Source organism: Pedobacter foliorum, from assembly GCF_013266735.1.
GTDB classification, from domain to species: domain Bacteria; phylum Bacteroidota; class Bacteroidia; order Sphingobacteriales; family Sphingobacteriaceae; genus Pedobacter; species Pedobacter foliorum.
Genome location: NZ_JABSNU010000003.1, coordinates 552,905 through 577,871, shown reverse-complemented (window position 1 = coordinate 577,871; position 24,967 = coordinate 552,905). Strand labels below are relative to the sequence as shown.

Sequence of the window (24,967 nt, the reverse complement as noted above, 5' to 3'; positions counted from 1 at the left end):
TCAACACCAAATGTTGTGGAGCAGGGATTAAAAATATAGTTTTGTATTTTAATACATTTTTATATTTATGCCATCAGCCACCGCATCCTTGCTCAGATTATTTCTGCCAGACTCTACATTAGAGAACTTCGAATTCAAAGGGGTTATTGAAGATAGTGAAACTTTCCATATCGAACTTGAAGAGTCGAATAATCCTCCTTCTGAATGGGATGGTATTAAAGTTTTATCCAAAGGCTTTTTCCCTCAGATTGTGATTCAGGATTTACTTTTTCGGTTCGATAGCACCCAGAGCCCAAAATATTAAAAAAACCACTTGAAAGGCACTAGCAGGGTTTCAGTTGTTGAGAAAAATGGTGCTCACAAAGTCAGCATAAATCAGCAAAAGTTACGGAGAACCAGATTCACTGAAATACGAAAATGTAGAGCGTATTAATAAAACTATATACTTTTACCCTTTTTTCGTGGTTTAAAACTCATGATAAAATTTTGGGTCAGATTTTTCTTTTGCTCAAGTTCTTTTTGCATTCTGCTAATCGCTGTCTGGGCAAAAAAAGCAGTTAAAATCTCTGTATCCTTATGTTTGGCAGATTGTTTCAAGGCATCAATATAAGTTGATTTTTCAGTTGCACCAATGATTACATGAGGCTGATTGAATTTAGCTAGTATAAAGTTTGATATCAATCGGCCAGTCCGTCCATTCCCATCAGGAAAGGGGTGTAGGTATATAAAAAACTGGTGGAATCTAGCACTAATGTCCATAGGGTGGAGCTCTGCTTTTTCAATCGCATTTTGTGTAGAATTGATTAAAGCCGGCATACGTTTAATACTGGTTTTGTAATCACCAAAGACCGTATCTCCGGCAGCCATTTGTGTATCGGTATATTCGCCTGGTTCGTAGCCCTTTGAAAATTTGATAGTATTTTCAGTTAATATTTTTTGAGTTTGTTTGATCAACACCTCGGTTAAAGGCTGCTGAAGGTTGTTAAACAAAAATTCGTATGCTTTGAAATGATCCAGAATCTCATAGGCTTCATATAGAGATCGGTTTTGTAACTTTAAATTGATTCCATATTCCTTTAATTCTCGGGTTTCGTCGACAGTAAAAGTATTACCCTCCACAGCACAACTATGGGCTGAAAATAAAACCTCGTTGTATTCCCTGAAATCTTCTGTACTAAAACTTTCAGCAATTGTCTTGTTGTATTCTAGTACCAGTAAGTCATATTTCCTAAGCAATTCCTCCATCAGTTACATTTGTGTGCTAAATGAGATGTTATTTTGTCTACATTAATTAACCTTGCAGTATGTAAATCATCAAATGTAGTATTGTAATACTACAAAAATAGCCTATTTTCTCATACTTGTGTTATGTTAATCTTGTAATGACGGAAGCATTTTAAGGAAAAGTGCTTCTCTTTAAAGTCTTTTTTTAGCCCGCACATCAGTTTCAATTAACCGCGCTGTATTGTATCTTGTTTTGAATTCGTTACAATCTGTCTCTAAGTCAATTCTTTCACTAATTTCTTTCTTAATAATTGCGGCTATTTTTTCCAAATCTTCAATAAATTGGTTCGACAAACGTACCATAGGGATCACCAGATTAAATATCAAAACGTAACCATTGGTGAGTTTTTGTAAACCACCCCTAGTCCACCTTTTTTCTAGAAAAACGTGGACTCACCGTGGACTGACTCATACAACATATTAGCTTATTTACGGGTTTCAGTTACAATCAAAAAACAACTTAATAGGGCGTTTATAAATATATTAACCAACATCTCTATTTAATTTAGTATCATAATTAGTACTTTTACTAACAATAACGCAAATAGTTAAGATGAAAAGAAAACTATCTTTAATTGAAGGGACAATGTATGCCGGCGGTAAAACAGCCGTAAACGTTGTCTCATCGGTTACCGTTAAAGGAACCATAAAGGAATCTGATTTACATGCCGCGCTTTTAAAAATTCAAACCAGACATCCCCTATTGAGTGCCAATGTTTGGGAAGATGAAGCACGTATCTCCTATTTCGTTAAGCAGAACCCAATTCAGAAAATTTCAGTTCGTATAGTTAATCGCCAAGCATCCAATGATTGGGAAAAAGAATCTATTACCGAATGCTTAGCACCATTTGACACAAGTGGCGGTACATTGTTTAGATTGGCATGGATAAAAGATGCCGATGTTTCGGACCTAATCTTTGTTGCTCACCATTGCATTTGCGATGGCAGGTCCATTTTAAATCTTATGGACGAAACATTGACCTTGCTGGGACAACCCGAAAAGGAATTAGGCACTTATGAATCCTTTTCTTCAATTCAGAACTTTATTCCAACAGAGATAAGAGATAATAAAGCCAACAAATTAAAGGTTCGACTATTCTCTAAAGTTGCAAAAGTGGTTTTACTGCTTGTGGCTTTCAAAAAAGAGATTAAAAGAGAAAAGCCTTTTTTTATGCATTGGAGATTGAGCAAAGAGGAATCGTTACTAATTGCTGAAAAATGTAAATCGAAAGGAGTTTCTGTGCATGACGCTTTAAGCGTGGCATTTTTAAGAGGCTTTAAGGATATTGAAACCATTAAATCAAATTCCAGGCTTTACTGCGCTGTAGATATGCGAAAGTTTCTTCCCGACGTTAAAAACGACATGCTTTTCGCTTTCCCGGCAATGGTTGGTTTAGATCTACCAAAAAAGAAAACCACGGATTTCTGGAGTCAGGCTAAAGCATTTAAAGATGAGCTGTCAAAAAAAATTGACGAAATGAATGTGAATACGGTATTACTCTATAGCGAATGCCTCTTACCTTCATTGCCCAGAATGACACAATATGCCAAAGCCGACAAAGGAACACATGATTTTACATTATCAAATATGGGAAAAGTAAGTATCAGTGAAAGGTACAATGATCTGGAAGTTGAATCGTTACAGTCTCCATCTACAATTTTTCCTTTTGGCAACCCTACTACCCTATTTACCACGTTTTTTAAGGGGCAAATTGATTTCATCTTCACTTCTGATGAATACTTTATACAACATACCGATGCGCAAACATTAAAAGAAAATGCAATGCTTATGATGCTAAACTAACAGCAAAATTAGGAGGCTTTAGTTAGCTACACTTTCTCAAAAAGTGTAAAAAACAGGATGGTTTTAAAAATACCCGTGGTAAAAATATTTATTTATATTTAAATAAATATTAACGAAATCAAACATGAAACTACTATCAGTATTAGCCTTTTCTGCGCTTGCATTGGCGTCTTGTACCAGTCAAACAGAAACAAAAAAAGCCACATCAGAGCAGCCTATAAACGGAACTTGGAAGCTTATATCAGCAAAAACTATAACAAAAGGAGATACCGTAAGTTCTTTCCCAGTTGAAAACCAGGAAATGATTAAGCAGTTTAATGATACTCATTTCTCTTTCTTCAAGCACGACATTAGTAAAGGCAAAGGAAAAAATGCTGTTTTTGATGCAGGCAGTGGCACCTATACTTTAAACGGAGATAAATACGAAGAACATCTACAATACTGCAGTTACAGAGACTGGGAAGATTTGAAGTTCAGTTTTACGGTAAATATAAAAAACGACACCTTGGTACAACGTGGAATTGAAAAAATAGATAGCCTTAATGTTAATCACGAAATTGTTGAGACCTACGTAAAGGTGAAGTAAGTTGCTTATGGAATTTGACATCAAATTCCATCCTTCTGTAAATTATTGCTTATGAAAACCGCTCTACGTTTAGCACTAGTATTTGCTTGTTGCATTTTTACTTTCACCAATGTTTTTTCGCAACAGGGCAATCTGGTTGGGTACGAAAAAACTTTTAACAAGGCTGATTCACTCGCTTCAAACCAAAATGTAAAAAGTGCGCTTTTTCTTGTTAATGATTTAAACGCTAAGGCAAGAAAAGAGGGGAACACAGTTGCTCTAATTAAGTCGGTTATTTACAGAATCCTTTTTCAGCATTATCTCGACCCAACGAATCTTGCTAAGCTTAACGCTGATTTAAAACAAGATATTCTGGTGGCCAAACAGCCGGAGAAGAGCATACTTCAATCGCTACTCGCTGAAAGCTATTGGAACTATTATCTTCAAAATGTTTATAGAATAAGCCAGAGAACATCCATAGAGGCCGAAACAGGAAATGACATACAGACCTGGTCGGTAAAAAAACTAATCGATGAGACTGGAAATACCTATATGGCTTCCATCGCTGAAGCTAGTTTATTACAGAATACTAAAATCGATATTTTTACTACACTCCTTAACGGAGATAGTACAACACGCTATCTACGGCCTACACTTTACGATCTTTTGGCTCATCGCGCCTTATCTACTTTTAGCAATACGCAAATTGATTTAGTTACTCCACCAATTAACCCTATAAGTTTAAGGGCTAACCTATTTACCGATACCAAAAGTTTTATTGAAGAATCTTTACCAACGGGAGATAGCACTTCAACCAAGCAAAAAGCTTTCATAATTTTCCAAAATCTTTTAAAATTTCATAGTAGCCAAAAGAATACTGCGGCTATGGTTGATTTAGACCTTAAGCGGATAAAATTTGTTTATCAAAGATCCATAAAAGAAGGTATCGGCACTTCGTATTTCGATGCGCTTCAGCAGTTATTGGATAAAGCCAAAGAAACTGAAATCTATTCGGATATACTTTATGAGCAAGCACTGCTTTTCAGAAATGGTTTCTCTAAAAATGGCGAAGAGAAATTAAATTTAGTTAATGCCGTTAAACTGGCAGAGGAAGCAATAAGGGTATACCCTAAGAGCAATGGCGCTATTAACGCAACTAATTTAATTAAGCAAATTAAAGCAAAATCATTGTCAATTCAGCTAAAAGAATACGCACAGCCGAATGCGCCAATGCTAATTGAATACAGCTATCAAAATGTTGACCGAACAACCTTGAGGCTATACAAAATTACTGCAAGTCTAGCTGAAAACACGCAGAACTTTAGAGATACAACCGAATATTTAAGTTTCTTAAAAACACATAAAGAAATTAAGTCATGGAACGTTGATCTGCCATCTACTGCCGACCATAAAAACCATAACATAGTTGATAAGATTGATGGTTTACCAATAGGGAAATATTTATTAATTACTCATAATGAGAATATTAAGGATACTATACCTGATAATTTAGTAAGTAATTTAGCAATTTTCACTGTATCGGGAATGCACTTCAGCACAAGATTTTTAGCTGATCACACCCGACAATATGCGGTTGTAAACAGCACTAGTGGTGAACCTTTAAAAGATGTGAGCATACAGGAACATCAATACCGCTACCCTGGGGAGGAGAATATGTTGCCTCCTCTTAAAACAGACATCAATGGTTTTGCCGCTTCCAATCAATCTCTACGTATAAATTGGGCTACCGCTACATTAAATACTGATACCGTTAATATTGGGGTGAACTCTTACAACTACGGAGAGAAGACACCCACTAAGCGAGTAGTGCTTTTTACTGATCGCCCGATTTATCGTCCTGGTCAAATTGTATATTATAAGGGACTATTCCTCGAGGAATTTGATGGCAAAAACAAAATCCTACCTAATGAAGATATGGAAGTTGTTTTCAGTGATGTAAACAACGAAGACATTAAGACTGTTAACTTAAAAACAAACGAATACGGTACTTTTCAGGGCTCTTTTGATATCCCTATGGGAAAACTAAACGGCCAGATGAATATTAGCACAAAATATGGGCAAGTAGAAGTACAAGTTGAAGAATACAAAAGGCCTACTTTTCAAGTAATCTTTGACAAACCCACTGAGCGGTATAAATTTAATGATACAATTACAGTTAAAGGCAAAGCGATGGCATTTTCTGCCTATACTATTGGAGGTGCTACCGTGAAATATAGAGTTGAGAATAATGGCGACTCAATATCTGATGGAACCACTAAAACTAACCCCGATGGTACCTTTAGCATTAAGTTTTTTGCGACAAGCGAAGAAGACAAAAGCCAAATTATCAATTATGAGATAAATGCCGATGTTACCGACATCAATGGAGAAACAAGATCTGCTAATACAACCATTTATGCAGGCAAAAAAGACATCCGGTTAAATTTGAATTTACCTGAACGAATCTTTTCAAACAACAAAACTGATAGTATTCGTTTCAGCATAAACAACCTGAATAATCAACCCATAAAATCATCCCTTAAGGTACAGTGGTACCAACTTCAATATCCTGGCCGTTTAGCCACTAAAAGCTTTTCTTTTAAAACCCCGGAAAAATATGCTTTAAGTAAGGAAGAGTTTATCAAAAACTTCCCAAATGAGGATTATGGAGGTGATAGTAATCCGGCAAACTGGAAGTCTGTTAAAACAAATGGTGATCAGAATATAAACGCCGAGCTTGGTGTGGGGGCAATAAGTTTAAATAACAACGATTTAAAGCCCGGATACTATAAAGCTTTGTTTACAGCTAAGAATTCGGATAATGACACCATCAACATAGAGAGGGTAATTAGAATCTTTGGTAACTCTCTTGATACCATCCAAACCATGGACGAATGGCTAGTATCGGAAAAGACAATTATAAATCCTGATGAAAGTGCTGTATTTAGAGTTGCGGCATTAAATGCCCGCGCTTCAATATATTATGAGACAAATTATAGAGGGAAAATTAGTGAGAAGTTCTGGATTAAAGGATCGCCAAAACAAAGCATCGTAAATATAGCTCCCAACCCAAACTACGAAGGCACTTTTGCAGTTCAGTTTACCATGACTCAAAACGGCGTAAGCTACAGCTCTCAACAAATTGTAACTGTGGTAAATGAGGCAAAACAATTGGAAATCAAATTTCTAAGCTTTAGGAACAAGTTAGAACCGGGCGAAAAAGAAACATGGAAGCTAAAAATCAGTAATAAGGCCGGAGAGAAACAAATGGCAGAACTTGTTGCGACCTTGTATGATGCCTCGCTTGATGAGCTTAAACCGATGAGCTGGCAAAACATTTATAATGATTATTACACCTATTATAGTTTTAACTGGAATTCAGGTCTCAATAAAGTGAGTCGTGGTAATGATGTGTGGTTTTTACGTAGAAATCAATATTACGGCGGGATTACAGATCGCAAGTATGAACAGCTTAATTTGTTCGGCTTTCAATTCAATGAATACGACAAGAGCTACTTTAATAACTTCGTGCAATACGTCAATCTTAAAAAGATAAATGCCGATATATTGGCATCTGAAAAACGGATTGCTTTGTTGAAAAAGGGAAATCTAGTTTATGGAATTGTAAAAGACGACCAAGGGCTCCCTATTCCGGGTGTGCAGGTTAAGATATCCGGAAAAAGAATGACCTCAACAGATAAGTACGGAATATATGCGCTAAACGCCAAACCAGGAGAGGTATTGAATTTCAATACCCCAGGCTTTTTCAAGCATTCAACAAAGATAACAGCCACCCGAAGAATGGATGTTTCTTTAAGGGAGGACAAAAAAAATCTAGAGGAAGTTGTAATTAGAGGCTATCAAAAAAGAACGAGAGAGGCAACAACAGGCTCTATAATGATTGTATCAGGAAAGGAAGTGCAGGATGTCCCCGTTTCCAATGTAGAACAGCTACTACAAGGAAAGGTTGCCGGATTAAATATACAGAGCGCACCTAAAGTGGCAGGAATAAGCAGCAAACTAGCCAACATTGTAACCCGAACAAATTTCAATGAAAGTGCTTTTTTCTACCCTCAGTTACATACTAACGAATCAGGAGAGATTGATATTGAATTCACCATTCCCCAATCTCTTACGCGGTATAAAATGATGGGTTTTGCTCATACCAAAGATCTCAAAACGGCAAGGATTAGTAGAGAACTGATTACTCAAAAACAACTATCCATTTCTGCTAATGCTCCTCGTTTTTTCCGCGAAGGGGATACCATTTTATTCAGTGCTAAGCTGAACAACCTATCAGGCAAAAAACTTAAAGGTAAAGCTGCATTGGAGTTATCTGATGCGCTAACAGGAAACATCATACAAATCTTTGCGGCGAACACTACTGCAACTCAGAAATTTGATCTGAAAGATAAAGGCAGCGAAGCGATTAAATGGACTTTAATTATCCCCAGAGGAATAAGTGCTCTCGGTTATAAAGTAGTTGCAGAATCGGGGAAATTTAGTGATGGAGAAGAAATGATTATCCCGGTTTTAACTAACTCGATCCTGATTACCGAAACAATGCCCTTAAATGTTCGTGGAAATACCACTAAAACATTTAAGATGGAAAAGCTATTGGAGTCTGGAAAGTCAACTACGATGCGAAATCAGGCGCTGACACTTGAATATACTTCTAACCCGGCATGGTATGCCGTTCAGGCATTACCCTATTTAATGGAATACCCGTATGAATGTGCAGAGCAAACTTTTAGTAGGTTTTATGCCAATAGTTTTGCTTCGGGAATAATTAACAGCTCACCGAAGATAAAGCAGGTATTTGATCAATGGCAACTGCCGGAGAGCGATGCACTATCCTCAAATCTTGAAAAAAATCCGGAACTAAAATCAATATTACTTGAAGAAACGCCTTGGGTAAGAAATGCCAACAATGAGCAAGAGAGAAAAAAACGCTTGTCTGCATTATTCAATTTAGCGCGCATGAGCAATGAGCTCAAAAGCAATTTTGAAAAGCTGCAAAAAATGCAGTATCCAAATGGTTCGTTCCCTTGGTTTAGTGGCATGAGGGAAAACAGGTACATCACCCAGCAGATTGTTTTGGGGATGGCACAACTAAAATTCCTTAAGCTTACTGATGAACAAAACTACCCTGAGTTTAACTCAATGCTGAATAAGGCTATCATTTACTTAGATGGGGAGTTCACTAAAGATTATACTGCGAGCCAATCAAAAACTACTGCCGACTATTTACCGCTGCACTACCTGTATGCACGCAGTTATAGTAAACAGATTAACACCAATATCAACTTCAACAAGGCCTTAGATTATTATCTGAAAAACATCTCTAAAGAGTGGCCAAAAATGGGGATTTACCAGCAAGGTCTTTCTGCGCTTGTATTACACCGAAATGGAAATCATGCCGAGGCGTTAAAAATAGTTAACTCATTAAAAGACCGAAGTCAACAGAGTGATGAAATGGGAATGTTCTGGAGCAGCAATACCAGAGGCTGGTGGTGGTATCAGAGTCCAATAGAAACACAGGCATTACTAATCGAGGTGTTTAACGAAGTAGCTTCAGACATTAAATCAGTGGAAGAAATGAAAATCTGGTTGCTTAAAAACAAGCAAACAAATGATTGGAAAACCACTAAAGCAACTACTGCAGCATGCTATGCCCTATTAATGCAAGGCCATAATTTACTTGAAGAAACGGGTGAATCGAAAATTCTAATAGGCGATAAATCCTTTGAGCAGCTTGGCATAGCTGAGCCAAAGAAAGAAGCTGGTACAGGTTATCAAAAGGTAAGTATTGCCGGCCCTAAGGTTAAGCCTGAAATGGGTAAAATTGAAATCACAAATAATAACAATTCAATTGCCTGGGGAGGCGTATACTGGCAGTACTTTGAGCAACTGGATAAAATTACACCAAGCGAAACAGGCGTAAAGATTAAAAAACAATTGTTTTTAAAGCGTCGAACTGCAAATGGTGATCAGCTTGCCCCATTAAATACATCAATCATACTACAAACAGGAGATTTAGTAAAAGTAAGGATAGAGATCAGTGCAGACCGTGACATGGAATACATTCACCTAAAGGACATGCGATCGTCTGGTTTTGAGCCTGTAAATGTAATCTCTCAATACAAATATCAGGATGGTTTAGGGTATTATGAAAGTACCAAAGATGCCTCAACCAATTTCTTTATGGATTACATGCGTAAAGGGGTTTATGTATTTGAGTATGAATTAAGGGTAAGTCAGGCAGGGAATTTTTCTAATGGGATAACAACGTTGCAATCTATGTACGCTCCGGAATTTAGTACACATTCAGAAGGTATTCGTGTAACAGTAAAACCTTTATAATGCTAAATTTGTAGGATATGTTATTACCTACTGTTGGCATTGAGCAGATCTTCAACCTCCCTTATACCGGAGAGGACTTTAAATTGTTGCGTCATGATCCCATTAACATGCCTCATATTCCTCATGCGCATAAGCATGATTTCTATATGCTGCTAATTATAGGACAAGGTAGCGGAACGCATACTATAGATTTTAGAGAGCATAGCGTGAGCGAAAAGATGGTATTTTTTCTTGCTCCCGGTCAGGCACATCAATGGGATCTTGCAGGAAACACTTCCGGCTATCAATTGATGTTTTCACAAAAATTCTTGACAGCAGGTAGTCAGCGATTGCCTTATTTTAATCTCTCAGCTTTCCCGGTTCTTACTCTCGAAAACGATCAATACCAAACCTTAACGCTAGAATTTGAGCAGATATTAAAAGAGATGTCTACCACAGCACAATTCCAAACAGAATTACTGCAAACCAGATTACAGCTGGTTTTAATTTTATTAAAACGATGGTATTCGCACAGTTTTAACCTGCAAGACACAGCTACCGACAATCGTCTGATTAACTCCTTCCTTACACTTCTAGATCAGCACTACATGGTGCATAGTGAAGTGTCCTTTTATGCCGATGAATTGCATGTTACACCCAATTACCTCAACCAGATTTGCAGAAAGAAATCTGGAATAACCACAGGAGACTATATTCGGGAACGTATTTTACTCGAAGCCAAACGAATGCTTACGCTGACCAACCTCGATATTAAAGAGATTGCTTACGCTCTTGGCTTTAATGACACCTCATATTTCTCCAGATTTTTCAGAAAAAACACCGGAGTTAGTCCGCAAGAATTTCGAAAAACAAATAATTAGTACCCATATTGAGATAATCAGTCCTATTGAGCTGGCTGGTTTAAAGTTAAATTTGCGTATGAATTTTCGAATTGCATCAATCATAGTGCTTACTTGCCTTACAATGAATGCTTGTTCGCAGAATAAAAAAATGGAACAAAATACCTCAGAAATATTCAGCATTATAGCTGCAAATGATAGCACTAAACTCTCGCAATGGCTATCCAACCACAAAAACCTTGAACTCCAAAACAGCAAAGGAGAAACGCCTTTAATGAATGCTACTTATAGCAACAAGGTTACACTTGCAAAAATGCTGATTGATGCCGGAGCTAATGTTAACAAACAGGATAACATGTTAAACAGTCCTTTTTTGTATGCGGGAGCATCGGGTTATCTGGAAATTCTTCAGCTATGCTTAAAAGCTGGAGCTGATTACAAAGTATTTAATCGCTACAATGGCACGGCACTAATTCCTGCTTGCGAAAGAGGTCATATTGCAATCGTTACCGAATTACTTAAAGATAAAAACTATCCAATTGATCACATGAACAAATTGGGCTGGACGGCCTTACTGGAAGCCGTTATTTTAGGTGATGGAAGTAGTAAATACCAAACAATTGTTCAACTTCTGGTAAATGCGGGCTGCGACATTAGCATTAAAGATAAAGATGGCGTTGATGCACTAACGCATGCTAAAAACAGAAATTTTAAAGAAATAACAACAATACTTGCTAAGGCCACTAAAAAATAATCTTCCCCAATGAAAAAACTAATACTATCCATGCTCTTCCTTTTTACCTGTGCCTCTGTGTTTTCACAAAAAAAAGAGGTCGATTTAATTATTAAATCTGCAAATATCATTGATGTTAAAACCGGGGAAATAATAACGGGAAAAGCCATAGCCATTAAAGGCGGTACAATCATTAATGTTTTTAATGAAAAACAGATCAGCGGCTATAAATCCAAGCAAATATTGGATGGAAAAGGCAAATACCTGATCCCTGGACTTTGGGATATGCACATGCATTTTGGTGGCGGCGACTCTTTAATAAATGAGAATAAAAACCTGCTTCCTTTATTTCTAGCATATGGTATCACCACTGTGAGAGATGCTGCTGCTGATATTAGCCCTAGTGTTTTGCAGTGGAGAGATCAAATTGCGGCAGGCAAGTTACTAGGCCCACGCATTTTTACTTCAGGCCCTAAATTGGAAGGCTACAAATCTGTTTGGAAAGGAGATATTGAGGTTGGCAACACCAAGGAAATAGAACTAGCATTAGATTCTCTGCAAAAAATGCATGTTGATTTTGTTAAAATCACAGACAATACATTAAAACCTGATCTCTTTTTAGAAGCGATAAGACTAGCCCGCAAGCGTGGATACAAAGTATCTGCACACATTCCAAGTGCTTTAACTATGGAACAAATTGCAGACGCAGGACTGAGCTCAGTTGAACATTTAGGTTATGCACTTAAAGCCGGTTCGAAAGTTGAAAAAGAGATTTCGGATGAAGTAGCCGCAGGAACTTTAAGAGGTAAAGCGTTTAACCAAAAAGTAATGCAAACTTTTGATGAAACAGCTGCACTTGCTGCCTACAGAAACATGGCCAAACATGGTATGTACCTTACACCAACCCTATCACTAAATTATATACTTACCTATTTTGAGAAAGACAATCATAAAAATGACAGTTACTTGCAATACATTGGTAAAGGTTTGCAAAAAACTTATGAAGGTCGTGTAAAAAGAGTAGAACAAGATGATGCAGAAGCCATTGCTTTTAGACATGAGTTATTCGAAAAAACAGTAACTACGCTCCCTCTTTTACAAAAAGCAGGAGTTAAGATATTAGCAGGAACAGATGCGGGATACTTAAATTCTTATGCATATCCGGGTATTGGCTTACATACTGAACTGGAGCTTTTGGTTAAATATGGTTTAACTCCGTTACAGGCTTTACAAGCATCAGTGGTAAACTCTCCTGAGTTTCTTGGTAAAAAAGAATATGGTAGCATTGCTTCGGGCAAAAAGGCAGATATATTATTACTGGATGAAAACCCTTTGAAAAACATAAGTGCTACTCAAAAGATTTTCACAGTAATTACTGCAGGTAAGGTACTCAACAGAAGTACTCTTAACAGTATGCTTGAGGAGGTTAAGAATTCGCAATAACCTCCTTAAACAATTTTATTTTAGCTGGTATGCCATTATACTTTTCTTGAAAAAAGTAGGGATGTAAACTATTTTCTTAACTGGATCATAACCGATATCGGCAGTGTTTTTCTTTTCCAAATGCGTATCTAGCAACAGCTCAGATGTGCCGTTTGCGAATACGTAATAAATATAACCGCCCCAACTTGAAAATAAGAAATCGCCATTTCCAATAGGCTCAATCCCATCACCACCATTAGGTAATCCGGCTACTTTAATCAGGTCTTTTTTAGCATTTGCTTTTAAAAGGTTTTTACCTCCACCAGCAATGTACAAATCAGCACCAATAGCTTTAAGACCGTTAACTCCATCTATATTTTCTAAATAAACAACGTCTTTATTGTTGATGATCTGATGGATCTTTTTTGTTCTGGAATCTGACACATATACCACCCCTTTATCGCTAACAGTAATGTCGTTCAAAAAAGCTGAACCTGCTATTGGTATAGTAAGTTCCACCTTACCTTTAGGAATATCAATAACAACTACATCCGTTATATCGGCTACATACAATTTGTTACCGTGTATGGCTAATCCTTTTGGAGAATTAAGTCCTGTTACCCAGTCCAGGTTAATCACCTTTCCGTTCATATCGAGCTTTCCTACTCCACCAATTCCATCTTTGGCATCAGCGCTGTTGCCCATAATTGACACATACAATACTCCTGCTTTTGTATCAGGCAGAACAGATTCGGGAAGATTAATAATACTATCTGTTTCCCAGATTTTTTCCAATTTGTGCTGGGCATTTACACTTAAACCAACCAACATTGCAAAAACTAAACTTAAATATTTATTCATAGCGTTTCCTTTAATTGAGATACTTTGGCTATGAAATTACATAAAAACCAACAGATTAGGATAAATATTTTTATGCATTCTATTTCATTTTTTACAATACACACTTACAAATCGAGTTAATTATCTGTTTATTTGTATTTATTAATTTAATACACACACAAATTTAATCTTCTTTGTTATGCTGCTTAGCATTTTAAACTCCGTTTTTTGCGTTGCGTTTATACTATTCGCATATGTGAACCTCAATGACAGCGACTCATGGCTGTGGGTACCCATCTATATGGTGGCTTCCATTTGTTGTGGATTTGCCATTTTTAATCTTTTTTACCCTATCGTATACCTTGTTGCCATATCTTTCTATCTTATTTACGCAATCAAACTCTTTTTTGCGAAAGACGGGGTGCGTGACTGGATAATGAAATACCGAAGACCAAGCTTAGTAGAGAGTATGCAGGCTACCAAACCTTATATTGAAAAAACCAGAGAATTCTTTGGCCTTTTAATCATAAGTGGTGCTCTTGCTATCAACTATTTTGCGGCAATCAATTTATAAAAAAAGAACATCATGCTTTTGATAGATATAGAAGGGATAAAAAGCCTTAATGATCTTTTTCTTCAAATCATTAAACAAAACCTTAGCAGCGATGCTTTGCAATGGCTGGAAACTAAAGTTGAATTGATTAAAACAGAAGAAAAATCGATACAATTAAACCTTACATTTTCGCATCTTCCAAGATTGGCCGGTAAACAGCCAATAGTGTTGCAACCTGAAGACGAAGCAAAGATAGCGCAGCTATTACCTGGCTTTTCATTAAAAGAATGGACTGCTGACAGGTTATCGCGTGTTTGGCTATTGATGCAGGTACCTAATGAAAATAAAGAGGCTTACATCAAAAAAATAAGCGGCTTATTTATCGGTTCAGAAATGAATGAGCAAATAGCACTGTATTCGGCATTGCCATTTTTAAGCTATGCAGAAGAGTGGGTATCCAGATGTGAAGATGGAATTAGAAGCAATATTGGCACCGTACTGGAGGCCATAATGTATCATAATCCTTATCCTGCTCACTTCCTTTCGGAAGGTGCATGGAATCAACTGGTATTGAAAGCATTTTTTACAGATAAAAATGTAAATCATATCGTTGGATTAAATGAAAGATCAAATCAGGCATTAACAGATACATTAAGTGACTATGTGCAAGAGCGTTTAGCTGCTCATAGAACCGTTAATCCGGAAATCTATAAATTGATAGAACAAAAAAATCAGACAATATAAATTTTGAATTATGTGCTGTAATGATAATTTTCAGGAAAGAAATGAAGGAGAAAAAATTCAAACTTCCCTTGATTTAAATGACATCAGCGGGATGAAGTTTTTTGACCCGCATGTTCACATGACCTCTCGTACTACCGATGATTACCAGGCTATGGCTGATGCTGGAATTGTTGCATTAATTGAACCGGCCTTTTGGCTTGGTCAGCCTCGTACCGGCGTAGATAGTTTTACCGATTACTATAGCAGCCTTATTGGTTGGGAAAGATTCAGATCTTCGCAATTCGGTATTAAGCACTATTGTACAATAGGCTTAAACTCTCGTGAGGCTAACAATGAAAAACTAGCTGAGCAAGTAATGGAAGTACTACCTAATTTCATCTTTAAAGAAGGAGTTGTTGGTATTGGCGAAATTGGTTTTGATGACCAGACTGCTGCTGAAGAGAAATATTTCCGTTTACAATTAGAGCTTGCAAAAGAATCAGGTTTGCCTGTACAAATTCATACGCCACACAGGGATAAGAAAAAAGGTACTCAACGCAGTATGGATATTGCTATTGAACATGGCCTTTCGCCATATTCGGTAATTGTAGACCATAATAACGAAGAGACTGTTAAAGAAGTTTTAGACAGAGGTTTCTGGGCGGCATTTACAATTTACCCTTTTACCAAAATGGGCAATGAGCGCATGGTAGAGGTTGTAAAACAATACGGTTCTGAAAGGGTTATGATCAATTCGGCAGCCGATTGGGGTATCTCCGATCCACTTGCTGTGCCTAAAACTGCTGCGCTAATGAAGAAATCAGGAATTAGTCTTGCCGATATTGAGCTGGTTAGTTACCGCAATGCGATTACTGCTTTTGCACAGAGTGGACAGATTGATGAGAATGATTTTCTTTCAGTTAAAAACATAGATCAGAGTCAGAAATTTGAGAGCAATTCAATTCTACGTGGCGGACAGCAACCAAGGGTAGATAAAAACTCTATCATCATCTCCTAATAAAAGTTTGAATTGAAAAAATTATTAGGATACATAAGGCTAATGAGGCCTGCTAATGTGGTTACTTCTGTTGCTGATGTACTTGCTGGTATAGCTATATCGGGTTCTTTTGCTATGTCCACATGGGACAATTTACAGCTACCCGTTATACTGCTTTGCATTTCAACAATAGGCTTGTACAGTGGAGGGATCATCTTTAATGATGTTTTTGATGCTGATCTGGATAAGGTAGAGCGCCCTGAACGTCCAATCCCAAGTGGATTGATCAGTAAAAAAGCGGCTACTATATTTGGAGCGGTATTCTTCTTTATAGGAATTTCGGCAGCAAACCTGTTTAACACTACAACATCTGTATTGGCAGTTGCTATTATGATTGCCTGCCTTACCTATAACAGGTGGGCTAAGCATCATTCTATACTGGGCCCGCTAAACATGGGTTTATGTCGTGGCTTAAACCTTTTACTAGGTGTAAGCATCATTAGTACACAGGTACAACAATGGTGGTTTTTAGCCATTGTGCCTATCATTTACATTGCATCTATTACCATGATTAGCAGAGGCGAGGTACATGGCGGAAGTAAAAAGATGCTTTATTTTGCTGCTGTACTTTATGCTATAGTAATTGCCAGCATACTATTTTTTGCAGTTACCCAAGGCGATTTGCCAATTACCCTGGCATTTATTGTCCCATTTGCAATTATGATATTCACCCCACTCATAAAAGCGATGCAAAATCCAATAGGCCCTAATATAGGTAAAGCGGTAAAATCCGGAGTTATTGCCCTAATATTAATGAATGCAGCCTGGGCAAGTGTATTTGCTGACTGGAAAGTAGCCTTATCAATTGTTATTTTATTACCATTATCAATATTACTAAGTAAGGCATTCGCTGTTACTTAGTCAGGAATTTTCAACTATGAGTTATTTAGAACAGTCGTTTAGTGTAAAATTTGAGTATAAAATATACTTTACCGCTTCGCTATTCGAAACCGGCAATCCCATCTTGGCAAACTTCTTTAAAGAGAAGCCTTCAGAGGCCTTGCGCAAAATATTTTTCGTACTGGATAAGGGTGTTGCTGATGCTCATCCTGAACTTGTACCATCAATTAAAGCTTACTTTGAGCAAAATAAAGATGTACAACTGATAAAGGACATCATGATTGTTCCAGGTGGTGAAGCATCAAAAAATGATACTGCACTTTTTGACCAACTGGTTGAGGCTGTGAATGTATATGGTATCGACAGGCATTCGTACATTGCCGCAATTGGTGGTGGTGCAGTACTTGACCTTGTTGGTTATGCTGCTGCTGTTTCGCACCGTGGCATCAAACACATTCGTATACCAACTACTGTACTTTCACAGAACGATTCTGGTATAGGTGTTAAAAATGGCATTAACTACAATGGTAAAAAGAACTTCCTTGGTACTTTTGCTCCACCTTCGGCTGTATTTAACGACGATAAGTTTTTGCTTACTTTAAGCGATAGAGATTGGCGTTCGGGTATCTCTGAAGCAGTAAAAGTAGCACTGATAAAAGATCCTGAATTCTTTTACTGGATTGAAGACAATGCAGCACAATTGGTTGCACGTGATTTGGATACGATGAATTACCTGATCAAGCGTTGTGCTCAATTGCATTTAAACCACATTGCCGGTGATGATCCATTTGAAACGGGATCAGCCAGACCATTAGATTTTGGTCACTGGAGTGCACATAAACTAGAGCAGCTAAGTAACTTCAGTGTTTTACATGGAGAAGCTGTAGCAATGGGTATTGCTTTAGATAGCACCTATTCTTTCTTAAAAGGAATGTTAACGGAAGAGCAGTTACACCGCATATTAAATGTAATGGTTCACCTATCTTTCGATATTTCTAATCCATTTATCCAGATTAACGATACTGAATCTCCAATTCTTCGTGGTCTTGCAGAATTTCAGGAGCATCTTGGTGGTAAGCTTACCATTACCCTGCTTACTGATTTAGGTACAGGAAAAGAGGTGCACGAAATGGACCATCAGTTATTGATAGAAGCAAGTAATTATGTTTTAAACTTTACCAGAACACACGCTGGTTTACCTATAAGCAGTCACTAAAAATGAAAGTAAACACAGGCCATTTAACCTATTGCACAAACATTCATCCGGGTAAAAACTGGGACGACGATTTTAAAGCACTACAAGAGAATTTCCCGGTTATAAAACAATCTGTTTCTCCAGACCAACCTTTAGGCTTGGGGCTTAGATTGTCTAATGCTTCTAGCCTTGAACTTATTCAGGAAGATACTTTAGCGGAGTTTAAGCAATGGCTTAAAGATAATGATGCCTATGTTTTTACCATGAACGGTTTCCCTTACGGGGAATTTCATCGTACTGTGGTTAAAGAAGATGTACACACGCCGGATTGGACAAACGATTCGCGTAAAGAATATACAATCAGACTTTTTAGAATTCTTGAATCCATATTGCCTGAAGGCATGAATGGCGGAATTTCCACGTCACCACTTAGTTACAGACATTGGTTTAAAACTACTGAGGAATTTATGCAGGCAAAGCGTACTGCTACCTTAAATGTAGTGGAGGTTATTAAAGAACTGGTTACAATCGAGGAGCAAACAGGTAAAACCATGCACCTTGACCTAGAGCCTGAACCAGATGGCATTCTTGAAACAGGGAGAGAGTTTATAGACTGGTTTGAAGCTGATTTATTGCCTCTGGGTATTCCTGCGATTGAAGCTTCATTTAATGTTTCGGCTGCTGAAGCTGAATCATTAATTAAAAAACACCTTTGCTTGTGTTATGATGTTTGTCATTTTGCAATAGGCTATGAAGCTCACGATGAAGTGTTAAAAGAGCTTGAAGCAAAAGGCATTAAAGTTGGTAAAATACAAATCAGCGCGGCTTTAAAGGCTAGTCTTGATAAATCGGAGGCCGACAGAGAAATTATAAAGAGCAGCTTCCAGACTTTTAATGAGCCGACTTACCTGCATCAGGTAGTGGCCTTGAAAAAAGATGGTGGTTTGATTCGCTATTCAGACCTCACTCCTGCCCTTGCAGATTTTGAAAATGAAGAAGCAGCACAATGGAGAGCACATTTCCATGTTCCAATATCAATTAAAGAGATCGGATTATTAGAATCTACTCAGGATGATATTACTGCCGTTCTTGATCTTCAAAAAAACGCTCCGTTTACTGAGCACCTTGAAGTAGAAACCTATACATGGGAAGTACTTCCTGAACAATTAAAAATACCGATCGCCCAATCTATCAGCAATGAATTAAACTGGGTAATTAAAACAAATATATAAGATGAAGAAGACTGTAGTAATAGATGTTGTTGGCTTATCCTCAAACCTTATTGGCAAGCATACTCCCTTTTTAGAACAATACATAAAAGATAAAAACCTTGGTGCAATTGCTCCAATGCTACCAGCAGTAACTACTAGTGTACAATCAACTTATTTAACAGGGAAACAACCTACAGAACATGGCGTAGTTGGAAACGGATGGTACGACCATATCGATTCTGAGATTAAGTTCTGGAAACAATCAAACAAACTGGTACTTGCAGAGAAAATATGGGACAAGGGTAAAAAGGAAGATCCCAATTTTACCTGCGCCAATATGTTCTGGTGGTACAACATGTATTCGAATGCTGATTATAGTGTAACCCCTCGTCCGAACTATTTGGCTGATGGCAGAAAGCTTCCTGATTGCTACTCGGAACCCGCCGAACTACGTGATATTTTACAAGAGAAATTAGGTCAGTTCCCACTATTCCAATTTTGGGGGCCTGGTGCAAATATAAAATCGAGCCGCTGGATTGCTGACGCCTCTATGATTACTGAGGATCTTTACAACCCTACGCTTACACTTATCTATTTACCGCATCTTGATTATTGCTTACAGAAGTTCGGCAATGACTTTAGCAAAATCAGCAAAGAACTTGGTGAGGTAGATGAATTAGTAAAGGATTTGGTTACGTTTTATGAAAAGAAAGGTGCCAACATCATTATCCTTTCTGAATATGGTATCGTTCCGGTAAGTAAACCTGTCCATATCAACAGAGTGTTCAGAGAGAATGGATTATTACAGATTCGTGTAGAGCGAGGTTTGGAGCTTCTGGATGCAGGTGCTTCTAAAGCATTTGTGGTATCAGATCATCAAGTTGCTCACGTTTATATCAATGATCCATCAGTAACTGATCAGGTAAAAGCTATTCTTGAAAAAACTCCTGGCATCGCCATGATTTTAGATAAAGAAGGTAAAAAGAAATACGGAATGGATCATGAAAGAGCCGGTGACTTTGTATTGGTTGCTGAACCGGAAAGCTGGTTTACATACTACTTCTGGCTTGACGATGCTAAAGCTCCTGATTATGCCAGATGTGTGGATATCCATAAAAAACCGGGATATGATCCTGTAGAAATGTTTATGTCTTCGAAACCACGTGCAGCCTATAAACTGCTAAGAAAAAAGGCTGGTTTCCGATATGTAATGGATGTTATTCCATTGGATGCTACTTTGGTGAAGGGATCACATGGAAGTATCAATACACCGGCAGAGTTTCATCCGGTTTTAATTACGGATCAAAAGCTAAACACCGGCAATCTACAGCCTACAGAGATTCATGATCTAATTTGGAAAGCGCTAAAAGGATAACCCTATAGCATTACCAACTTATTTCTATTCTTATTACATTTGGTTCAAGCACACTTAATACAAATGAACCACTATGGACTCAAGAAGAGACTTTATTAAAAAAGCTGCGCTATTGTCTGGAGCAGTAGGATTACCAAATGTAATTCCTATGTCCATTCAAAAAGCAATGGCAATTGAAGCAGATCCCGGATCTACCTTTCACGATGCAGAGCATATTGTAATCCTAATGCAGGAGAACCGCTCATTTGATCATATGTTTGGTAAACTTAAAGGTGTTCGTGGCTTTAATGATCCAAGGGCTTTTACACTTCCTGATAAAGACAAAGTTTGGCTACAAAAGGATAATGAAGGTAAAACCTATGCCCCATTTCATGTAGACATTAATAAAACCAAGATTACCTGGCAAGGTGGACTTCCTCACTCCTGGTCGGATCAGCTTGCCGCCCGAAATAATGGTAAATATGATAAATGGGTACCCGTAAAATCATTGATGTCATTAGGATATTATGATAGAACAGACATCCCATTTTATTATTCTATGGCTGAAGCTTTCACCATTTGCGACCACAACTTCTGCTCATCGCTAACCGGTACTACTCCTAATAGATTATTCTTCTGGACAGGAAATATCCGTCCGGAACTAAACGGAACTTCGATAGCAGCTGTTAACAATTCTCAGGCAGAATCCAGAGACAATGCTTTTGTAGATTGGGATACCTTTCCAGAAGTACTAGAAGACAATGGAATCGATTGGAAAATTTACCAAAATGAAATCTGGACTGCCGATTTGCAAGGGGATAATGTAGACGATTGGTTAGGAAATTATGGAGATAATGCCATTGAGTATGTAAAACGCTACAATGTTAAACTTGCGGCCTATTTTAGGAAGAATGGGGATACGACAAGCAAACCTCCACTTACTGCCGCTCAGGTAACAGAGAAGTACAATAAGCTATCTACACGGGAAAAAAATTTAATAGACAAAGCATTTGCGAGCAACATCAATGCACCGTTTAATTATCTGGAACTTGCTCCGTTTACCTTTACTAATGACGAGGGAAAAGAAGAAACTGTAAGCATTCCTAAAAACGATATATTTTATCAATTCCGATCTGATGTGGATAGTGGCAAGCTCCCTACTGTTTCTTGGCTGGTGGCTCCGCAGAGATTCTCAGATCATACAAGTTCTCCATTGTATGGAACATGGTATGTTTCTGAAGCACTTGACATTTTAACGAAGAACCCAGAAGTATGGAAAAAGACGGTATTCATCCTTACTTATGATGAAAATGATGGCTACTTTGATCACATACCTCCTTACGTAGTTCCAAAACCTAATGATCCATCAAGTGGTAAGGTCTCTGCCGGAATTTCTGTTGATGCAGATTACGAATTTAAAAAGGATAGTCCAATCGGCCTAGGTTATCGTGTACCGATGATTATTGCATCGCCATGGAGCAAAGGCGGCTATGTAAATTCTCAGGTTTTTGACCATACATCCACATTGATGTTTTTAGAAAATCTACTTAGTAAAAAAACAGGGAAGAAAATTCGAAGCAATAAGATTAGCAGTTGGAGAAGAACAATTTGTGGCGACCTTACATCAGCATTCAGACCATCAATTGGAGCTTCATCCATTACACCAACACCTTTAAAAAGAGAACAGGTAGTAACCAATATTCAAAACGCAAAAAACAAACCTGCACAAGTTAAACCAGATCCTTTATCGAAAGCTGAAATAGCATCGGGAGCCTATTTACCACAACAGGAACGTGGAACTAGCAAAGCCTGTGCTTTACCATATCAGTTATTCGCTGAATGTAATTTGGATAGTTCGAAAACTAAAGTTGAACTTCAGCTAGAGGCTGGCAAAGGTAATTTCGGTCAAAAAATAGTGCCTACGGGCGCCCCATTTAATGTTTACACAACCAATCTATATGGTGGACAGGCTGGAAAAACATGGGCGTATGCAGTAACTAACGGAGATAAAATTACTGACAATCTAATGCTGCAGAACTTTGGGGACGGACAATACAATTTATGTATAAGTGCTCCCAATGGATTTTTTAGAGAATTTAAGGGCGACAAAAATGATCCTGCTTTAAAAGTTAGCAGCAAATATGAAGTTAAAGGGTTCTTAAGCAAAAAGCCAAGTGGCAACATTGAACTTATTCTCGAAAACGAAGGTGACCACGATTTAAAAATAAACATTATCGATAATGCTTACAAAAGCGATAATGATAAATCGCTATCCTTAAACTCTAAAAGCAAAAAAGCATTGGTTATTGACCTCCAAAGAAGTTCCGGATGGTATGATTTCACTGTAAAAGTGGAAGGCGCCAGTTTATTTTCTAAGCAATATGCCGGTCATGTTGAAACTGGAGAAGATTCGATAACAGATCCATACATGGGTGGGGTGGTTTAAACCTCTCCCATTTTTTCTTTTGTGGCTACGATTTCCGTTGTTGCAACCTCATTAGCTGCGGTTTTTTCAATTTCAGACACTTGCTCTGTTGAATCCATTTCCTCTTGTATTTCAGGATCAAGTTCCACACAACCTTCCTTATCTTTTTTTGCAAAAATGATGGGATAGATGAGCATCAAGGCACCGGCAATAAATAAAATGCCTGCTAATGACAACATATAATTACTTGATTCCATTTTATTCACACTCATCACTCTATAAGCAATTAGTGCCAGTACGCCCAGTATAAAGGCAATTACTGCTTTCTGAAGTTTTAGTGTTTTAATCATGACCAGAGGGTATTAAGATAGTTTTAAATAATAAACAAAAATCAAACCATTCACGTTAATTACTCGTTGGCCAAAGCAAACATAAATAACCTCTTCACCATCGAAAGTTAAGAGTTCTCTTTGTACAACTATTTTGTCCTTATGTATCAACAATTATCTAGTTATAACATTTAGCTGTCACATTGCCAACATAAACACCTATTTATCACGGCAATAGATATTATTATATGTATCTTGTGCGTTATTCAAAATATGAGCGAAATTACAGACGAAACGCAAGTCGGAACTAACGACAAAAAGAAACTGGCTTTTGAAGAAAAGCTTCAGGAAATTGATAATAAATACTCGAGATGGTTTGGTACAAAAAATAATCCATTTACCGGTGCTCCTGATAAAATCAACAACTATTTCCGTTATTTCTATACCGCTGAAGGCGATATTCAACTTTATCTAAAAGATGGATTACCTCTTGAAATAGGTAAGGATTGCAGAAATGCTTTTAAAGCAGTTTTCAATAACTAATACTGCTAAATCCAATTCTCGACTTTATTTTTTTAAAGCCGATATAATAAGAAAAATAGGTCTCCGCAACTCATCTTGCATTCCAGGAATAGTCTTTAAAGATATTTCATCCGGCTCTGGTTCTACCAGGGCCGTTATTTCAAACCCACTTTTCAGTAAACCATTAACGTATGTGGTTAAGGTTTTATGGTATTTTACAACTTCTTGCCCTAAGAAGTTAGCTTTTCTAATTCCTTCTTTATAGTAATTATCAACCGGCCAATGAATTGGTTCACTATTTTCATTATAAAACCAATCCTGACTCCCGTATGCCGTAAAAACCGGATGCTCAACAGAGAAAACAAATGTTCCGCCAACAGAAAGACATTTGTGTACTTTACGGCAAACATCATCAAAGGATTCCAGATAATGGAAAGCCAAAGAACTCAACACCACATCAAAAGATTCTGCAGGAAAATCAAAATCTTCAATTGCCATCTGCTTATATTCAACAAAAGAAAACTGATTCTTCTGTTTTGCAAAGTCTAGCATTTTTTCTGACAAATCTATTCCAAGAACTGACTCTGCTCCTTGTCCTGCCACATATTGACAATGCCATCCAAAACCGCAGCCCAAATCTAAAACACGTTTACCCTTAGTAATAGGCAGTATTTTCTGAAGCACATGCCATTCTCCGGCGCCTTCCAATCCTTTCACTGAGCGCGTCATCTGACTATACTGATTAAAAAAAGCAGGATTATCGTATTTATTCTCTTTCATAAATCTTGTTAATTATGACTACCTAAAGTTAACTCTTAAAATCTATTCTAACATTTTTTACAACAGCAGATAAACATTAGCATGTGCACTAAAAAACAGACAGTTATTTTTGCTAAAACGACTTATTA

20 protein-coding genes are annotated in these 24,967 nt (G+C 37.5%); 16 read left to right on the top strand and 4 right to left on the bottom strand.

The window, feature by feature from the left end; genetic code table 11:
* Positions 1 to 67 precede the first annotated feature (67 nt).
* A complete protein-coding gene (locus HQN83_RS09260) occupies positions 68 to 304 on the top strand; it encodes a hypothetical protein (protein ID WP_173090046.1) in 237 nt (78 codons plus the stop codon).
* A 134-nt stretch (positions 305 to 438) separates the two neighbouring features.
* Here the strand turns inward: HQN83_RS09260 and HQN83_RS09255 are convergent, their stop codons facing one another.
* On the bottom strand, positions 439 to 1,245 hold the full coding sequence (locus HQN83_RS09255; protein ID WP_217277361.1) for a Fic family protein: 807 nt from the start codon (positions 1,243 to 1,245) through the stop codon (positions 439 to 441).
* Positions 1,246 to 1,837: 592 nt separating this feature from the next.
* Between HQN83_RS09255 and HQN83_RS09250 the strand changes: the two genes are divergently transcribed.
* The 6 genes from HQN83_RS09250 (at position 1,838) to HQN83_RS09225 (ending at position 13,031) form a co-directional block, all read left to right on the top strand.
* Positions 1,838 to 3,088, top strand: coding sequence for a condensation domain-containing protein (locus HQN83_RS09250; protein WP_173090045.1), 1,251 nt, complete (start codon positions 1,838 to 1,840; stop codon positions 3,086 to 3,088).
* A gap of 124 nt (positions 3,089 to 3,212) precedes the next feature.
* Positions 3,213 to 3,674, top strand: coding sequence for a lipocalin family protein (locus HQN83_RS09245; protein ID WP_173090044.1), 462 nt, complete (start codon positions 3,213 to 3,215; stop codon positions 3,672 to 3,674).
* A gap of 51 nt (positions 3,675 to 3,725) precedes the next feature.
* Positions 3,726 to 10,016, top strand: a complete 6,291-nt coding sequence (locus HQN83_RS09240) for an alpha-2-macroglobulin family protein (RefSeq protein ID WP_173090043.1) — start codon at positions 3,726 to 3,728, stop codon at positions 10,014 to 10,016.
* A 17-nt stretch (positions 10,017 to 10,033) separates the two neighbouring features.
* Complete coding sequence (locus tag HQN83_RS09235) at positions 10,034 to 10,876, top strand: helix-turn-helix domain-containing protein (protein ID WP_173090042.1); 843 nt, start codon at positions 10,034 to 10,036, stop codon at positions 10,874 to 10,876.
* Between the two features lie 130 nt (positions 10,877 to 11,006).
* On the top strand, positions 11,007 to 11,609 hold the full coding sequence (locus tag HQN83_RS09230) for an ankyrin repeat domain-containing protein (RefSeq protein ID WP_246254410.1): 603 nt from the start codon (positions 11,007 to 11,009) through the stop codon (positions 11,607 to 11,609).
* A gap of 9 nt (positions 11,610 to 11,618) precedes the next feature.
* A complete protein-coding gene (locus tag HQN83_RS09225) occupies positions 11,619 to 13,031 on the top strand; it encodes an amidohydrolase family protein (protein ID WP_173090040.1) in 1,413 nt (470 codons plus the stop codon).
* Positions 13,032 to 13,046: 15 nt separating this feature from the next.
* Here HQN83_RS09225 and HQN83_RS09220 read toward each other — a convergent pair whose 3' ends face one another.
* On the bottom strand, positions 13,047 to 13,871 hold the full coding sequence (locus HQN83_RS09220; RefSeq protein WP_173090039.1) for an NHL repeat-containing protein: 825 nt from the start codon (positions 13,869 to 13,871) through the stop codon (positions 13,047 to 13,049).
* Positions 13,872 to 14,049: 178 nt separating this feature from the next.
* Between HQN83_RS09220 and HQN83_RS09215 the strand changes: the two genes are divergently transcribed.
* From HQN83_RS09215 to HQN83_RS09180, 8 genes are all read left to right on the top strand, one after another.
* Positions 14,050 to 14,424 (top strand): transmembrane 220 family protein, encoded by a 375-nt coding sequence (locus HQN83_RS09215; protein WP_173090038.1) that lies wholly within the window; start codon positions 14,050 to 14,052, stop codon positions 14,422 to 14,424.
* 12 nt (positions 14,425 to 14,436) lie between these two features.
* The gene (locus HQN83_RS09210; protein ID WP_173090037.1) at positions 14,437 to 15,147 is read left to right on the top strand and encodes an EboA domain-containing protein; all 711 of its coding nucleotides are present in this window, start codon (positions 14,437 to 14,439) and stop codon (positions 15,145 to 15,147) included.
* 10 nt (positions 15,148 to 15,157) lie between these two features.
* A complete protein-coding gene (locus HQN83_RS09205) occupies positions 15,158 to 16,144 on the top strand; it encodes a TatD family hydrolase (protein WP_173090036.1) in 987 nt (328 codons plus the stop codon).
* 12 nt (positions 16,145 to 16,156) lie between these two features.
* Positions 16,157 to 17,044: a UbiA-like protein EboC gene (eboC, locus tag HQN83_RS09200; RefSeq protein ID WP_217277360.1), complete on the top strand. Its 888-nt coding sequence runs from the start codon at positions 16,157 to 16,159 to the stop codon at positions 17,042 to 17,044.
* Between the two features lie 16 nt (positions 17,045 to 17,060).
* Complete coding sequence (locus HQN83_RS09195) at positions 17,061 to 18,239, top strand: 3-dehydroquinate synthase (protein WP_173090035.1); 1,179 nt, start codon at positions 17,061 to 17,063, stop codon at positions 18,237 to 18,239.
* A gap of 2 nt (positions 18,240 to 18,241) precedes the next feature.
* The gene (gene eboE, locus HQN83_RS09190) at positions 18,242 to 19,450 is read left to right on the top strand and encodes a metabolite traffic protein EboE (protein WP_173090034.1); all 1,209 of its coding nucleotides are present in this window, start codon (positions 18,242 to 18,244) and stop codon (positions 19,448 to 19,450) included.
* 1 nt (position 19,451) lies between these two features.
* A complete protein-coding gene (locus HQN83_RS09185) occupies positions 19,452 to 20,804 on the top strand; it encodes an alkaline phosphatase family protein (protein ID WP_173090033.1) in 1,353 nt (450 codons plus the stop codon).
* Positions 20,805 to 20,877: 73 nt separating this feature from the next.
* Positions 20,878 to 23,229, top strand: coding sequence for a phosphocholine-specific phospholipase C (locus HQN83_RS09180; protein WP_173090032.1), 2,352 nt, complete (start codon positions 20,878 to 20,880; stop codon positions 23,227 to 23,229).
* Here the strand turns inward: HQN83_RS09180 and HQN83_RS09175 are convergent.
* Positions 23,226 to 23,558, bottom strand: a complete 333-nt coding sequence (locus tag HQN83_RS09175) for an isoleucyl-tRNA synthetase (RefSeq protein WP_173090031.1) — start codon at positions 23,556 to 23,558, stop codon at positions 23,226 to 23,228. The genes HQN83_RS09180 and HQN83_RS09175 overlap by 4 nt on opposite strands.
* A 252-nt stretch (positions 23,559 to 23,810) precedes the next feature.
* Between HQN83_RS09175 and HQN83_RS09170 the strand changes: the two genes are divergently transcribed.
* Complete coding sequence (locus HQN83_RS09170; RefSeq protein ID WP_173090030.1) at positions 23,811 to 24,080, top strand: hypothetical protein; 270 nt, start codon at positions 23,811 to 23,813, stop codon at positions 24,078 to 24,080.
* Positions 24,081 to 24,104: 24 nt separating this feature from the next.
* Here the strand turns inward: HQN83_RS09170 and HQN83_RS09165 are convergent, their stop codons facing one another.
* Positions 24,105 to 24,839: a class I SAM-dependent methyltransferase gene (locus tag HQN83_RS09165; protein ID WP_173090029.1), complete on the bottom strand. Its 735-nt coding sequence runs from the start codon at positions 24,837 to 24,839 to the stop codon at positions 24,105 to 24,107.
* Positions 24,840 to 24,967: the final 128 nt, after the last annotated feature.

Bases quoted from the DNA above. Each gene is read 5' to 3' on its own strand.
- HQN83_RS09260 (WP_173090046.1), top strand. From the start codon at position 68: ATGCCATCAGCCACCGCATCCTTGCTCAGATTATTTCTGCCAGACTCT.
- HQN83_RS09255 (WP_217277361.1), bottom strand. From the start codon at position 1,245: ATGGAGGAATTGCTTAGGAAATATGACTTACTGGTACTAGAATACAAC.
- HQN83_RS09250 (WP_173090045.1), top strand. From the start codon at position 1,838: ATGAAAAGAAAACTATCTTTAATTGAAGGGACAATGTATGCCGGCGGT.
- HQN83_RS09245 (WP_173090044.1), top strand. From the start codon at position 3,213: ATGAAACTACTATCAGTATTAGCCTTTTCTGCGCTTGCATTGGCGTCT.
- HQN83_RS09240 (WP_173090043.1), top strand. From the start codon at position 3,726: ATGAAAACCGCTCTACGTTTAGCACTAGTATTTGCTTGTTGCATTTTT.
- HQN83_RS09235 (WP_173090042.1), top strand. From the start codon at position 10,034: ATGTTATTACCTACTGTTGGCATTGAGCAGATCTTCAACCTCCCTTAT.
- HQN83_RS09230 (WP_246254410.1), top strand. From the start codon at position 11,007: ATGGAACAAAATACCTCAGAAATATTCAGCATTATAGCTGCAAATGAT.
- HQN83_RS09225 (WP_173090040.1), top strand. From the start codon at position 11,619: ATGAAAAAACTAATACTATCCATGCTCTTCCTTTTTACCTGTGCCTCT.
- HQN83_RS09220 (WP_173090039.1), bottom strand. From the start codon at position 13,871: ATGAATAAATATTTAAGTTTAGTTTTTGCAATGTTGGTTGGTTTAAGT.
- HQN83_RS09215 (WP_173090038.1), top strand. From the start codon at position 14,050: ATGCTGCTTAGCATTTTAAACTCCGTTTTTTGCGTTGCGTTTATACTA.
- HQN83_RS09210 (WP_173090037.1), top strand. From the start codon at position 14,437: ATGCTTTTGATAGATATAGAAGGGATAAAAAGCCTTAATGATCTTTTT.
- HQN83_RS09205 (WP_173090036.1), top strand. From the start codon at position 15,158: ATGTGCTGTAATGATAATTTTCAGGAAAGAAATGAAGGAGAAAAAATT.
- HQN83_RS09195 (WP_173090035.1), top strand. From the start codon at position 17,061: ATGAGTTATTTAGAACAGTCGTTTAGTGTAAAATTTGAGTATAAAATA.
- eboE (WP_173090034.1), top strand. From the start codon at position 18,242: ATGAAAGTAAACACAGGCCATTTAACCTATTGCACAAACATTCATCCG.
- HQN83_RS09185 (WP_173090033.1), top strand. From the start codon at position 19,452: ATGAAGAAGACTGTAGTAATAGATGTTGTTGGCTTATCCTCAAACCTT.
- HQN83_RS09180 (WP_173090032.1), top strand. From the start codon at position 20,878: ATGGACTCAAGAAGAGACTTTATTAAAAAAGCTGCGCTATTGTCTGGA.
- HQN83_RS09175 (WP_173090031.1), bottom strand. From the start codon at position 23,558: ATGATTAAAACACTAAAACTTCAGAAAGCAGTAATTGCCTTTATACTG.
- HQN83_RS09170 (WP_173090030.1), top strand. From the start codon at position 23,811: ATGAGCGAAATTACAGACGAAACGCAAGTCGGAACTAACGACAAAAAG.
- HQN83_RS09165 (WP_173090029.1), bottom strand. From the start codon at position 24,839: ATGAAAGAGAATAAATACGATAATCCTGCTTTTTTTAATCAGTATAGT.